Source organism: Salipaludibacillus aurantiacus, assembly GCF_900111295.1.
Lineage (GTDB): Bacteria > Bacillota > Bacilli > Bacillales > Salisediminibacteriaceae > Salipaludibacillus > Salipaludibacillus aurantiacus.
The window spans coordinates 305,883-319,678 of the sequence record NZ_FOGT01000004.1 but is presented as its reverse complement, the minus strand read 5'-3'; the positions used below and the strand labels follow the sequence as shown (position 1 = coordinate 319,678).

The following is a 13,796-nucleotide window of genomic DNA, read 5'->3' as shown; positions in this document are numbered from 1 at the left end:
ATTTATTTAATTTTTTTGAAAAAATAAGAGGGTTTTTTATTTGTTGAACAGGCTACTAAAGAGGCAGGGGAAAAAGAATAGTAGCCATTAAGAAATCCGAAGAAATATCTTAGATAATTCTTCGGATTCTAGTAACTTTTATAATTAAAGATGATTACCTTGGACTAAAAATAAAGCAGTGATTTCAGTCCGTCAGGTGACGCTTGCCCCAGGGGCTTGCCTTCAGCTGAATTCAACTCAGCCTGAAGCTTAGTTTAATTGGATCTTCAGACTGAGCTTAATCCCTCGGGCGTCGCTACCTTATGTGCTTCAGCCAAAGAAGCAAAATTCAAACTGTATTTAGTTTTGTTCTCTGTGCTCTTCTAAAAATTGGACTTGGACTGGCCGCCATCTACATTAAGCGTGGCACCAATCACCCATTTCGCCCGTTCAGAAGCGAGGAATACGACCACATCTGCCACTTCTTCCACTGTACCGAACCTTCCGGCAGGAATCTGATCCTCTACAAATTTCTCAATTTTTTCTGGGTCTTCGTCGAGTCTTCTTTGCCAATTGCCGGTTGGGTGTAAAATAGCTCCCGGGGCCACTCCGTTGACTCTGACCCCTTCCAAGGCTAGTTCGTCTGCGAGGGATTTTGTAAAACTGATCATGGCAGCTTTAGAACTGTTATAGGAAGGCTTGCCTCCTGATTCCCTTCCAAAGATCGAAGAAATATTTACAATAGCGCCATCATTGGCTTTTTTCATATATGGAGCGGCCAGCTGACTGAAGTGAACAGCTGAGAAATAATTAAGCTGCATAGCTTCATCAAACTGCTCCAGCGATGTTTCGAGGTTGCTGCCTCCACTGCTCCCTCCGACATTATTGATTAATATATCAATAGTGCCGAATGTATCTATAAACTCCTGAAAAACCCTGCTCCGCTCCTCTACGTTTGATAAATCCCCCTGAAATATTTCCACTTCAGAAAGTTCCTGTCTCGTTTTTTCAAGGTCTTTCTCACCGCGTGCCACCACTCCTACTTTTGCATTTTCAGCTGTGAATGCTTCGGCAATGCCTTTCCCAATTCCTTTCGAACCTCCTGTGACGAGGACTTTTTTTCCTTCCAGATTTAAATTCATTTGTACATCTCTCCTTTCGCCAGGGCGCCATCTATTATTTTCTGGTGTGAGACAGGAAAAGGATAATAATTAATGTCTTCCGTGGCCACAAATTGTTTTAACGCTGATTCTTCGTACAATTCAGCGTTATGTACTGACTTTACAAAACCTTTATACACTTCCATTTCCCACACCACGTGAGAGAAAACATGTTTAACTTCCTGAACATTCTCCTTTTCAAATTCCAGGGTAAGGCCTAATGATTCACCAAGACGTTTTAAATCAGACAGGTCGTCTGTTTCTGCTTCAATGTTAGGGAACTGCCAAAGTTTAGCCAGCAGGCCTGTATCAGGACGCCGCTCAATTAGTACTCTGTCATTTTCATCCTTCACTAATAGCACTTTCATCTTCATCTTTTTAGGCGGCTTCTTTTTTGACTTAACAGGCAGGAGGTCCTGTACCCCCTCTTTACGCGCGGAGCAGTGTTCATTGACAGGGCAGATAAGGCAAGCCGGATTCTTAGGGGTGCAGATGAGAGCCCCAAGTTCCATTAAGGCCTGGTTGAAATCTGAAGGACGATCTTTATCAATCAGTTCCATCGCTGTTTCTTCAAATATTTTCCTAGACGAGGCTTTAGCAATATCATCATAGATTGCCAAAAGACGGGAGGTGACACGCATCACATTTCCATCCACAGCAGGGGCAGGAATATTAAAAGCAATGGAAAGAATTGCACCGGCCGTATACGGCCCTACACCTTTAAGGCTTTTCACGTCTTTTTCCGAAGAAGGGACTTCTCCTCCGTAAGTGTTGTTCACTTCTTTCACTGCTGAATGAAGGTTTCTGGCACGTGAGTAATACCCTAAACCTTCCCATGCCTTTAAAACTGTTTCTTCGTCTGCTTCGGCCAGATCTTTTACGGTGGGAAATAAACTCATAAATCGTTGATAATACGGGATCACCGTATCGACCTGTGTCTGCTGAAGCATGATTTCAGACACCCAGATCTTATATGGATCGCGTTCCCGCCTCCAGGGCAAGTCCCGCTTATTTTCGTCATACCATTGCAGTAAATCCCGCTGAAAATCCTCAGGTTTAATCTTTCTCACAAAACATTCTCCTTTTAAACATATAAAAATGGGGTATCAATAAATATATAAGTTTTGATATGATCTCTTACAAATGATACTATAAAGCATTGAACTTTACATCTTATATACAGGGAGGAACAACTCATGGACACAGGAACCCATGTAGTCATGGGGATTGCTATAGGCGGATTAGCCACCTTGGATCCGGTTGTCTCAGGAAGCCCTCAAATGACGCAGGCGGCCATGGTTGGAATTCTGATCGGCTCCCAGGCTCCTGATTTTGATACAGTCCTGAAATTGCGTAATAACGCTTCATATATACGTCATCACCGCGGAGTGACTCACTCTATTCCATTTTGGTTTATATGGCCCACCCTCATCACCCTGTTTTTATATTGGCTGATGCCGGGCCTGAATTTAATGCATTTATGGGCATGGGTCTTTTTCGCTGTTTTCATACATGTTTTTGTTGATATATTCAATGCTTACGGCACAAAAGCATTTTCACCGTTTTATCCGAAATGGCTGGCTTTAGGTGTGATAAATATTTTCGACCCGTTTATATTTATCGCACATATCGCTGCTATTACCCTGTGGAGGTTCGGTACAGATCCTGGCTGGACATTTCTTGTAATGTACCTGATTATTGCCGGCTATTATGTATGGAGAATACACGCGCAGCGGCAGGTGTATTTAAAGGTAAGAGGATATCATCCGGATGCGACTCATATTTTTACATCGCCTACGTTCAAATGGAATCTATGGCACGTGGTTGTGAGGACCAATTCAAAAATGTATGTCGCTCAAAGCAGAAAAGGTAAAATTAACTATTTTGAAACATATCCGTTCGAGCCGATTCCTGATGATCCTGTAATCAATGCGGCAAGAAAGGATAAAAACCTTTCGTCTTTCCTTTCTTTCTCCCCGGCTTACCGCTGGGCCGTATCAATTGAGGAGCATGGTTATTCTGTCAAATTTGTAGATTTGCGCTACCGTAGTAAAGGGTATTATCCTTTCGTAGCTATTGTGCGTCTTGATGAGGACTTAAATCTGCTGAGCTCATATACCGGGTGGATATATAATACAGATACGCTCAAAAGAAAGCTGCAAGTGGCTGCAACCGAAAGCTAAAAAATAGACAAAGCTAAAAAGGTGCCAGTAAAATTATGATTTTACTGGCACCTTTTTTATTAATGGTAAAATTTCTTTTTATCAAACCATTCGCGGTATTTAGGCTTTTCAAGTAATATTTCATGAAGACGTGACCCATAGTTATCAATCCATTGAATGATTACTTTTTCCGTCACTTCTTTTCCTTTGTATTTCTGTCCTGCCTTCGCATAAGTCGCTTCGAAATCTTCCCATAATAATTCCACCCATGTTCTGGCTTCTGAATAAGACAATTGGTCGTTCTGTTCAAGAAGACGTGCAGTTAACCTTTCGTAGTAATCCTGCATGGCGATGGCCTCCTTTCAATAATTTTCTAAGCATGAAACCACTGTCAAACAGGAAACAGTATTAATATCCCCATCATAAGGAGGTTATGATTTTGCGCAACAATAACCGGAGTTTACCGCACCGTATTTCTTTAAGCAAAGATAAAAGGGAAATGGCCCGCTTTGCCTCAAAACGTCCTGACGGTTCTATTAAAGACCATCCTCAGGAACGGATGAGAGCAGGCGGAGAACACCGGGATGACACCCTTCATTAGATAACCATTTAAGGAGGCTTTATTAAATGGCCAATAATCAGGGCAACAAAGATAAGAAACCTTTTTATCGTGATCCATTTCAGTCACCCCGTGCAAACCCTAAAAAGGCTTTTCACCAGGTAAACGGTGAGACCGAACAGAGTCTGCACAATCAAATACTGGAAGTTGAAATGCGCAAAAGAACGTAACTTCTTTGCTTAGGAGATGAGCAGTTAATGCTCATCTCCTTTATTATCTGTTTTAAAAGATGGCTCACATTATTTTATGCGAGTTCCTAAAACTGATATAGGCACAGCCTCCTGCTTACTGCTTCCGTTTCTGTGCCCCCAGGCGAAAATACCGTTTAAATAATCGATATCAAAAAATTCATTAACACTTTCTTTTAATTCATATCTTTCTCCTGGCCTGAAGTCAGCCGGATCCATTAAATAAGCCTGAGCCATAAGCATTTTTCGTTCATGAACCGCAAATTCATTTATCATACCCATCTGTTCTGCCTTCTGGGCTTTAACTTTCAACTCGGCCACTTCCTGCTGAAGCTCAGCAGGTGACATTTGGCTGTATCTCTCCCCCATAAATCATACTCCTTCATATCACATCATTGTTAGTTACATTATAAAGTCTTTACCAGCAATTTCAAAGAAAAGAGGCCGAGATACAATTTCCAGTAAATGAGGGGTCAGACCCCCCATTTAATGGAAAAAGAGTCATACTCCCATTTATTAGAAGTATGACCCCGTGTTTGTAATCGTTATATGATACTTAGCAGCAGGCCGATAAGCCCTGCGAACAGCGAATAATAAAGCATTGGAAGAATAGTCATTCTGATGATCGTTCCTTCCTTTCCAACGAGCCCTACGACAGCGGCGGCTGCTACAACATTCAGGACACAAATCATGTTACCAGCATTTGACCCCATAACCTGCAGAGATAGAATTAAAGTTGGATCTGCTCCGATCTGATCTGCGACACTCGTCTGGAATAAACTGAACATCATATTACTGAAGGTAGCACTGCCGGAAATAAATGATCCTAACGCTCCAATTATCGGAGCCATTATCGGCCAGCCGCTACCCATTAACTGAGACGCTGTATTGGCGAGTTCTACCGGCATGCTTTCGAGTCCGCTGCCATTTTCACCTGAATTAATAAAAATTCTTACCATTGGAACAGCAGTGAATAACGTAATGGCGGTACCAACTACAGCTTTACCCGACCTTCCAAAAGACAGCTTCATCTGTTTCACATTCATTTTATGAACAAAAGCGGTGATAATCACGACAAGGATGAACACAAAGCCTGGAATATAGAAAGGTTCTAATTCTTCGCTGATGCCTGTTCCGAGTATGTCTGTCCACCCAACTGATATATTCTGAAGAATTTCTCTGAAAGGCAGAGCTTCCAGCCGCGTCAGCACAAGAATTAAACCTACTAGCAGATACGGTACCCACGCTCGTACAAGAGAAAGTTTGGCTTTGCTCTGTGCCTCATCAGCTTTGGCAGTGATACTGCCAATCCAGGAATCAAGCCAGTCTTTTTCTTCCGGGAACTGCCATGTTTCTTTCGGAATAAGAAAACCTCTCTTGGCAGCAGGAACGACGATAGCAAGTCCAATTAAACCACCGAAGATTGACGGAAACTCAGGTCCAAGGTAAGTCGCTACAATTAGAGCCGGCACGGTAAAACTGAACCCTGCAAATAAAGCGAATTTCCAGATGGCGAGACCTTCCTTCCAGGAACGGTTAGCACCAAAGAAGCGAGTCAATATAGCAACAATAATGAGCGGCATTAGTGAACCGACAAATATATCAATTTGCATTATCTGAGAGGCAATGTCCTGAAGAAAATCTCTCATACCGCCGCTCGCATCCACATAAGGCTGGGCAATAGAACTTACAGCTGTCCCTTCACGCAGCCCCTGATCGACACCTACTATAGTAGGTGTCCCAACAGCCCCGAAGGATACGGGAGAACTGTCTGCGATAAGTGCAAGGGATACGGCTGCAAGTGCAGGGAACCCCAGAGCGACCAGAAGTGGAGCCGCAATAGCAGCCGGAGTACCAAAGCCTGCCGCCCCTTCAATAAACGCTCCAAAAAGCCATGCGATAATGATCACCTGTACCCTGCGGTCTGCAGAGACTCCCATAAAGCTTGTCCGAATCGTATCAATCGCGCCGGAAAGCTTTAGAGTATTAAGTAAAAGAATGGCGCCAAAAACGATATACAAAATAGAAAGACCTATAATAATACCTTCAATCGTTGATGCCGCAATAATGATAAGCGGTACCTGCCAGTAAACAACAGCTAATAGAGCCGTCGCCAGCAGGCTGATCGTCATAGCTTTTACAGCTGTCATTTTTAATACCACGAGAAAAAGCATAACTGCGATAATTGGTGTTAATGCAACGAATGTACTCATAATAATTATCCTTCTCCTAACAACACACTGAATTTAACATATCTTACACCGTTATCTTATCACTGTGACCACTGTTATAAAGGAATAAATATAACAATTTTGTATCCGTTTTTAAAGCCCTTTCAAAACCATTTTCCTTGTTTGCTCCTATTATTATCCTTCTTCTTTCTTTAATTCAAACCAGCGGTCAATCAGCTCTGCAGTAAACCCTCGTGTAAACAAATACTGCTTAACTTTCTGGTCTCTTTCCCAGGCGTCTTTTTTCACATGTTTTCTCCAGGCTTTCTCAGCATGTTTTACAAGCCCTTCCCATTCTGCCTCCGGGTCTGTTTCAAGCTCAGCTTCTGCTACTGCTTTACTTGCCACAGATTGTGGATAGCCGCGCTGTATGACAAATTGCATCAGTTTTTGCTGTTTCTTTTTCGCTCCTTCTTTTTTATAAGAACTTTGTTTTTTTTCAACCATTTTAATGGCATGATCAAGCTGGGTTTCTTCAGGGTATTCCTTCATTGCTCTATCAATATGATGCTGGGACACACCTTTCTGGTAAAGTTCCTGCTCAATAAGTAAGGGACCTTTTTTGGCTGTATCCCTCTTCGTCCTGACAAAAGCCTCAGCAAAACGAATATCATCAATAAACTGAAGTTCACGAAGCCTGTCGATAATGTTGGCTATATCTTCCTCAGTCAGTTCCTGATCCCTTAAATAACGAGTGATTTCACCTTCTGAACGCATTCTGTAAGAGAGATAATTTAACGCTTTCTGCATCGCTTTGTCTACATCATCTTTTTCCTTAAGCCGTTCAATATCTTCCTCTGACAATTCTTTTCCTTTTAATAAATGTTCATTCACGAGCAAATCTTCTGATACAGAAAAAGCGTATTCCTCTCCCTCTTCTCTTTTTAAATAAATGTGAAACCTGCCTTTTTTCTTTTTAGCAGCAGTTATTTTACTTATAATGGGCATATCCTTCTCCTCTTTCCAAAAAAGTTTGATTTTAATCGATACAAGGAAATAATATATAGTACATTTAAAACAGGAGGCGGTATAAATGAAAGTATCTATAGCCGGCGGCTCCGGATTAATTGGCCAGGCAGTTACAAAAGAGCTTCTTTCTGAAGGCCACCAGGTCGTGATATTAACAAGGAATAAATCAAACAAAAAAGAAAGTAACGGCATTTCCTACGTTGAATGGCTTAAGGAAGACGCCTTTCCGGAAAAAGAATTAGAAGGCGTTGACGCTATGATAAACCTTGCAGGCGAAAACCTCAACAGCGGAAGGTGGACGTCTGATAAGAAAAAAGAAATTCTGGAAAGCCGTATCGACGCTACAAGAGAGACCGTTCGAATTATGGAAAATCTGGAGCAAAAACCGTCTGTATTAATTAACGGCTCTGCTGTAGGCTTTTATGACTCCTCTTATTCAAAAACCTACACTGAGCAGGACCGGGAGGCAGGTGACGGATTCCTGGCAGACGTGGTAAAGCAATGGGAAGAAGAAGCCTTAAAAGCCCCTTCCGATGTCAGAGTCGTCTTCACGCGTTTCGGTATTGTCCTTTCGGCGGAAGAAGGCGCACTGAAAAAAATGCTTCCCCCTTTTAAAATGGGAGCAGGCGGAAAGCTCGGTACCGGAGAACAGTGGATGTCATGGATTCATATAGAAGATGTGGCTAAAGCTTTAGCTTATTGTATAACTAATAAAGAGATTAAAGGACCTGTTAACTTTACAGCTCCTAACCCCGAAAAAATGAAAAACTTCGGAAAATCATTAGCAGATGTTTTAAACAGGCCGTTCTGGGCACCTGTTCCAAGTACGGTGCTGCACATTGTACTTGGAGAGATGAGCATGCTTGTTTTGGAAGGCCAAAGAGTTCTCCCTAAGAAGCTTCAGGAGAACGGCTATACTTTCACATATCCTCACCTCAAAGAGGCGCTGAATGACCTTTTGAAAAAATAAACTTATACGCATAGCCTTCTCCTCTCCGGGAAAAATATTTTAAACGATATAAAAGGAGGAAGGCTGTATGGGTTATAAAAACAACAGAGATAAAGAAGAAAGCCAGCGCAGTATGCCGAAAGCTCTTCAAATGTCATGTCAATCTCCTTTTAAAGCAGCAGACAAGGAGTTTAGAAAGGCAAAAACCAACCTTTAAAATACAGCAGGAAATCTCCCACACTTCTAAGGAAAGGATTGGTTATGATGAGAAACCGTCATGAGAAAAACAATCAAGTGACTATCAAGCAGGAAAATAAAGACGTTGAATACAATAAAGAAATGGCTGATATTGAAGACCGTGAAGCTGTCGCAAGGGCAGAAGCAGCAGCGCAGCGCGTAGATAAAGAAAATATTTAACTGGCTGAACCCTCATCCACATTTTACCTGATGAGGGTTTTTATGTTACAAGCCTTAAAATACCATTTTAAAAATTTCCTTTTAACCTACACAAACAAAGGAAAGACCGTTATGATTAAGAGAGAGATTAATTTAAAGGAGTTTGGCGGATGGTCGAAATCGGCGGTTTTTTAATGCTTATTCTCTTATTTGGTTTAGGAGTCTTCCTCTTAAATATTTTTACTAGTATTTGGGCTTACCGGGATTCTTTGAGAAAAGGAAACAGCAAAGAATTCAGTATTGTCGTGTTAATAGGAACATTATTCTTTCCCGTCATTGGACTTATTATTTACCTCATTATTCGTCATGACACTTAGATTTTTTTTTAAGTCTGGAAAAGACTTCATCCCTCTTTTCGGAACATGGACAAATTAGATTTTTTTAGAAAGGAACGGTGAAGTAATATGCCAGTATTACCCCAAAGTTTTTTAGGAAAGAAAGTGTATTTAGATGGTGGTGAAAAACGCTACTATGTTTTAAAGTACGAGGAGAGCCGGGGAAAACGGAAAATTCACGCATTGTTATTTGACCGTGAAGCGCCGGTCATCTTTGCTGTTCTGGACCACAACGGTACCTTCCTTGATTCGTTTTATCTCTCGAACAAAACCACCGCTGAATCTGCTAAAGCTATGGAAGAGTACAAGAAAATTTCTGAACGGAAAAAACAGCATAAAGTCACACAGGACGATTTAAAGGATGCACTGAAACCTGAAGACGAAGCGAAGATGAAAAATGAAAACATTTTAAAACATCTGGTTGATGAACATCTTGAAGACATTAAGCACTTATGGCCTTCCCGTCTTATCGCCCTTCAAAATGCGGACGGCAAATCAGATGATTCACTCATTCTTACTACTCTTAAGGAAGCCATAGAACAGGCAAATGCATTAAAAGCTTTTAAGTTCCTTCTTAAACACCGGATGGATTCATTTATTCCGCTGCTTGCTAAAAATATTCAGGATTATCCCCAGTTAACTGAGGACGTCGCAGACTATTACTTAAGCTACGACCGTGCCCGCATAGTTGAACAGTTTCTTTATAAAGCGGCTGCATATGCAGACATTGAAGATCCTGATCAGATTGAAAAGCTGCTGGAACAAGCCCAGAAAATAGATCATGTGTATTATTCTTCTGTCTTCCGCCACACTCTTATCAGGCTGCTGAAACGTGTAAAGGCAGAAACAGACAGTTCTACTAAAGACTGGCTTAATAAAACAATTAACAACCCGTCTTTAAGAAAAGACATTGTGCAAATTTTAAAAAACAAAGTTGTACCTGCCAAATAAAGAGACAACGAAAGCCGCTTACAGAGTCATATGACTGCTCTGAAGCGGCTTTTACATTTATCCATGGGTCCGCCTGGCAAAGTCAACGAATTTAAACTTATCCGGCCGGTGGCGGGACTCAGTATATTGAAAAAGACTGGCATCATCAAAGTACACAAAGTTTTTCACTACTACAATATTGGTGAACCCTTCCAAGTGAAGGAGCCGTCTGTCTTCTTCAGTCGGTTCGACTACCACAATTTCTTTTTTAGCAAAACTGATAGTCATTCCGAGCTCGTTTTCAATATATTCATAAATCGAATTCTCACAAATCTCTTTTGTCAGCTTCTCTACATACGTCTGGTTAAAGTAATCTTTGTCGAGAATGATTCTCTCTCCGTCTATTTCCCTTACCCGGTAAGTTTTCCATACCTTCCCGCCCTTACTTATACCAAGGGTCCGGCTGATCGTTTCGTCGGGGGTAATCAGTTCAAGCTCCTCAACATGTGTCCTGTGCCTCTCGCCAATTCTCCCTGCAAGCTCTTTAAAACTGACAAGGCCTGAAATTGGAAAATCGAATTTTTTTGCATCAAGGACAATCGATCCCTTCCCCTGAACTTTTTGGATAAACCCGTTTTGGGAAAGAAGGTTTAACGCTTTGCGGATTGTTTCGCGCGACGTATCATAGTCTTTCATCAAATCATGTTCGGAAGGCAATTTTGATTGGGCAGGATAAACTCCCTCCCTGATATTATCTGCAATTTCCCGGTATATTTGTAAATATTTATTTTGCATGGGCATCACCAATTTTAGTTTATCATGCTTTCTTCAAATGATAAACAAGGGACTCATAAGGCCGCAGTGTCAGTGTATTGCTTAACTGGCTGCTGTCTTCATAATTGGAAAGAACAAGTTCAGCCTTATAATCGCCCAGGTCCAGATGTTCAGGAGCATTGAATTCCGCTTCTCCGTCATAAAAGTGGTTAATAACGACAAGCTTTTCATCCCCGTAATGACGGACATACGCAAACAGTCGGTCATCATCTTCAAGAATCAGCTGATAATCACCATAAGTGATGATGTCCAGATCTTTTCTAAGCTGAATCAGCTTTTTATAATGAAAAAAGATTGAATCATCATCTTTCAAGGCATTTTCAGCGTTTATTTCAGGGTAATTGGAGGCAACTGGAATCCACGGCTGACCGTTAGTAAAACCGCCGTTCTTCTCATCACTCCATTGAACTGGTGTCCTGGAATTATCCCTGGATTTCTCCTGTATGACTTGAAGAATCTCCTGGTCGGGAATGCCTTCCCTCTTTTTAGACTCGTAAAGGTTTAGCGTTTCAACGTCACGGTAATCATCGATGGATGGAAATTTAGGATTGGTCATCCCGAACTCTTCACCCTGGTAAATATAAGGCGTCCCCTGCATCATATGAATGGTGGTAGCCAGCATCTTCGCTGATTCCCTATGATAGCGTCCGTCATTTCCATAGCGCGACACGACTCGGGGCTGGTCATGATTACACCAGAACAAAGCATTCCAGCCGCCTCCTCTATGCATTTCAGTCTGCCATTTCGAAAGAATATCTTTGAGCGCCTGAAAGTCGAAATCAGCCACAGCCCATTTTTCTCCGTTCGGATAATCCACTTTTAAATGGTGGAAATTGAACGTCATGCTTAACTCATTTCTGTCCGGACGCGTATATTTAATACAATGGTCAATTGTCGTTGAACTCATTTCCCCTACCGTCATCACATCATAATGTGAAAAAACTTCTTTATTCATTTCCTGCATAAACTCATGAACCCGGGGACCGTCTGTATAGAACTTTCTTCCATCTCCAGGCGCGACACTTCCGTCATCATTTGGGAATCGCTGGTCTTTTGAAATAAGGTTGATGACATCCAGCCGGAAACCATCCACTCCTTTTTTAAACCAGTAGTGCATCATATCGTACACATCTCTTCGCACGTTTTCATTTTCCCAATTGAGGTCTGCCTGTGTGACATCAAATAAATGCAGATAATACTGGCCTGTTTTCTCATCATATTTCCAGGCGTTTCCGCCAAATTTGGACTGCCAGTTCGTCGGTTCCTCTCCGTTTACCGGATCTTTCCAAATATAATAATCCCGGTATGAATTTTCTTTAGATTGAGCCGATTCTTTAAACCAGGCATGCTCTGTGGACGTATGGTTCACCACAATATCCATAATAATTTTAAGGCCTCGTTCGTGGGCCTCTTCAAGAAGCTGGTCAAAATCTTCCATCGTACCGTATTCTTCGTGGATACTGTAGTAATCGCTGATGTCGTAGCCGTTATCCCGCTGAGGCGATTGATAAACAGGCGTCAGCCATAGAACATCTACGCCTAAGCCTTTTAAATAGTCCAGTTTATTAATAATTCCTTGAAGATCTCCTACACCATTGCCAGTCGTATCATTAAAACTTTTAGGATAAATCTGGTAGACGGCAGACTTTCTCCACCATTCATTCATTTGTTCACTCATTAAGAATCCCTCCGGTTAAACGTTTTCAGAAATTTATAGGCTTATTATAACTTGTATATACAAGATAGTAAAGTGAGTGCAGCTTTTTTACATATCGGCTCCAAAAATAAAAAGGTATTTGTCTGATTCCCGGGAATAACAACTTTTAACCGGAACAGCACAGAAATGTTATTATAAAACTTTACTTAATATGCCGGTTCACTTTCGGCGAAGACCTACACCACAGGCATACAGTTAATGCCAGCGAAATTAAAAGCCCCTCATTTCAGATCTGAAATGTGAGGGGCTTGCTGGCCTTTCGGGAGAATGACTTAATCCTCTACTCAACGTCTGCCATAAATTGAATGTGTTCATGAATCTCATCATCTTCAAGATGGACCATCACGTGATACTCTCCAGGTTCATCAAAGGAATGGTTCACCTCATAAATACCTTCTTCAGTTTCCTCAGCTTCAAACCATTCCCTGCGCTCATCTCCATGCGTCCAAATTTCAAACTGAACCTCCCCGCCGCTCCAAGTACTTTCTTCCCACTCTGCTTCTATACGTAAGGAGGTTTCTTCACCTGCCTGTATCGGCTGTTCAGTTTTCCAGTCAACTGACATAGCTTCGTGAAGTTGCCCATCGTCGTGTCTGCCGTCTTCATGGTTATGCCCATGATCGTTTTCTTCATTTGTGTGCCCGTGGTTATGATCTCCATTATTTTCCTGGACCTCGTTATTTCCGTCTTCTTTCCGAGGCTCGGCATCGCCCACCACGATTTCTCCAACCGGCATCACATGCATGCCTCGTGCGGTGACATGAGGCTGAACCATATAAACCTCTTCCTCGGTGAATTCATAAGTGACCTCATACCTTCCTTCCTCACCAGGATAATCTGCTTCAATCATATCACTGTCACTTTTCTGTCCGTCAATCCATACTTCAAAAATGACTTCGCTGGCATCGTCTACTTTTTCATCGCCTTGAGTCACCAGAGCTTCAAGAGAGACTTCATCGCCGGGATCCGCTGTGTCCGGAATAATCAGCTCCACTTCAAGCTGTTCAGTATTGATATCGTTCACACTGACAGGCCCATTGTTTTCACTCTCTGTCTCTGACTGGCCGCAAGCTGCCAAAATGAATGATAAACTAATTATAAAAGCGGTAAACCATACATTTTTCATAACTTTCCCACCCCACAATTTATACTTTATCCTTTAAAGATAGTATTAATATGTTCAAAGTGATCATACCTAATTTTAAAAAGAAATACTATATTATGAACCAAACTTCACCTACATTTCACAACGTCTGCGGGTATTGAG

The 13,796-nt window shown here is 41.7% G+C and carries 17 protein-coding genes; 8 read left to right on the top strand and 9 right to left on the bottom strand.

The genetic code is table 11. The features are described from left to right. Positions 1-362 precede the first annotated feature (362 nt). Positions 363-1,121, bottom strand: a complete 759-nt coding sequence (locus BMW59_RS06960; RefSeq protein WP_093049309.1) for an SDR family NAD(P)-dependent oxidoreductase — start codon at positions 1,119-1,121, stop codon at positions 363-365. Beyond that, on the bottom strand, positions 1,118-2,209 hold the full coding sequence (gene mutY, locus BMW59_RS06955; RefSeq protein ID WP_093049306.1) for an A/G-specific adenine glycosylase: 1,092 nt from the start codon (positions 2,207-2,209) through the stop codon (positions 1,118-1,120). The genes BMW59_RS06960 and mutY overlap by 4 nt, the downstream gene beginning before the upstream one ends. A 126-nt stretch (positions 2,210-2,335) precedes the next feature. Between mutY and BMW59_RS06950 the strand changes: the two genes are divergently transcribed. Further along, complete coding sequence (locus tag BMW59_RS06950; RefSeq protein ID WP_093049303.1) at positions 2,336-3,322, top strand: metal-dependent hydrolase; 987 nt, start codon at positions 2,336-2,338, stop codon at positions 3,320-3,322. 59 nt (positions 3,323-3,381) lie between these two features. Here BMW59_RS06950 and BMW59_RS06945 read toward each other — a convergent pair whose 3' ends face one another. Then, on the bottom strand, positions 3,382-3,648 hold the full coding sequence (locus tag BMW59_RS06945; protein ID WP_093049300.1) for a YfhJ family protein: 267 nt from the start codon (positions 3,646-3,648) through the stop codon (positions 3,382-3,384). A 92-nt stretch (positions 3,649-3,740) separates the two neighbouring features. On the opposite strand from BMW59_RS06945, the gene sspK reads away from it, so the two are divergent. After that, entirely contained in the window at positions 3,741-3,902 is a 162-nt protein-coding gene (gene sspK / locus BMW59_RS06940; RefSeq protein ID WP_093049297.1) for a small acid-soluble spore protein K, read from the top strand. Positions 3,903-3,928: 26 nt separating this feature from the next. Continuing rightward, positions 3,929-4,090, top strand: coding sequence for a YpzG family protein (locus BMW59_RS06935; protein ID WP_093049293.1), 162 nt, complete (start codon positions 3,929-3,931; stop codon positions 4,088-4,090). Positions 4,091-4,159: 69 nt separating this feature from the next. Here BMW59_RS06935 and BMW59_RS06930 read toward each other — a convergent pair whose 3' ends face one another. From BMW59_RS06930 to recX, 3 genes are all read right to left on the bottom strand, one after another. Beyond that, positions 4,160-4,477, bottom strand: coding sequence for a YfhH family protein (locus BMW59_RS06930; RefSeq protein WP_093049290.1), 318 nt, complete (start codon positions 4,475-4,477; stop codon positions 4,160-4,162). Positions 4,478-4,653: 176 nt separating this feature from the next. After that, complete coding sequence (locus BMW59_RS06925) at positions 4,654-6,321, bottom strand: L-lactate permease (protein WP_093049287.1); 1,668 nt, start codon at positions 6,319-6,321, stop codon at positions 4,654-4,656. A gap of 153 nt (positions 6,322-6,474) precedes the next feature. Continuing rightward, a complete protein-coding gene (recX, locus tag BMW59_RS06920) occupies positions 6,475-7,287 on the bottom strand; it encodes a recombination regulator RecX (protein WP_093049284.1) in 813 nt (270 codons plus the stop codon). An 85-nt stretch (positions 7,288-7,372) separates the two neighbouring features. Between recX and BMW59_RS06915 the strand changes: the two genes are divergently transcribed. The 5 genes from BMW59_RS06915 to BMW59_RS06905 all read left to right on the top strand — a co-directional run bounded on the left by BMW59_RS06915 (position 7,373) and on the right by BMW59_RS06905 (position 9,999). After that, positions 7,373-8,278: a TIGR01777 family oxidoreductase gene (locus tag BMW59_RS06915; RefSeq protein ID WP_093049281.1), complete on the top strand. Its 906-nt coding sequence runs from the start codon at positions 7,373-7,375 to the stop codon at positions 8,276-8,278. Positions 8,279-8,345: 67 nt separating this feature from the next. Further along, positions 8,346-8,474 carry a hypothetical protein gene (locus tag BMW59_RS22215; RefSeq protein ID WP_281244233.1) on the top strand — a complete coding sequence of 43 codons (129 nt, stop codon included), beginning with the start codon at positions 8,346-8,348 and terminating at the stop codon, positions 8,472-8,474. Between the two features lie 44 nt (positions 8,475-8,518). Beyond that, positions 8,519-8,674, top strand: coding sequence for a YfhD family protein (locus tag BMW59_RS21340; protein WP_143051205.1), 156 nt, complete (start codon positions 8,519-8,521; stop codon positions 8,672-8,674). Positions 8,675-8,823: 149 nt separating this feature from the next. Continuing rightward, positions 8,824-9,030, top strand: a complete 207-nt coding sequence (locus BMW59_RS06910; RefSeq protein WP_093049278.1) for a PLDc N-terminal domain-containing protein — start codon at positions 8,824-8,826, stop codon at positions 9,028-9,030. A gap of 87 nt (positions 9,031-9,117) precedes the next feature. Next, positions 9,118-9,999 (top strand): hypothetical protein, encoded by an 882-nt coding sequence (locus tag BMW59_RS06905; RefSeq protein WP_093049275.1) that lies wholly within the window; start codon positions 9,118-9,120, stop codon positions 9,997-9,999. 57 nt (positions 10,000-10,056) lie between these two features. Here the strand turns inward: BMW59_RS06905 and treR are convergent, their stop codons facing one another. The 3 genes from treR to BMW59_RS06890 form a co-directional block, all read right to left on the bottom strand. Then, positions 10,057-10,773, bottom strand: a complete 717-nt coding sequence (gene treR / locus BMW59_RS06900; RefSeq protein WP_093049271.1) for a trehalose operon repressor — start codon at positions 10,771-10,773, stop codon at positions 10,057-10,059. A 22-nt stretch (positions 10,774-10,795) separates the two neighbouring features. After that, on the bottom strand, positions 10,796-12,490 hold the full coding sequence (gene treC, locus BMW59_RS06895; protein ID WP_281244232.1) for an alpha,alpha-phosphotrehalase: 1,695 nt from the start codon (positions 12,488-12,490) through the stop codon (positions 10,796-10,798). Between the two features lie 319 nt (positions 12,491-12,809). Next, positions 12,810-13,655, bottom strand: coding sequence for a FixH family protein (locus tag BMW59_RS06890; protein ID WP_093049267.1), 846 nt, complete (start codon positions 13,653-13,655; stop codon positions 12,810-12,812). Between the last annotated feature and the right edge of the window lie 141 nt (positions 13,656-13,796).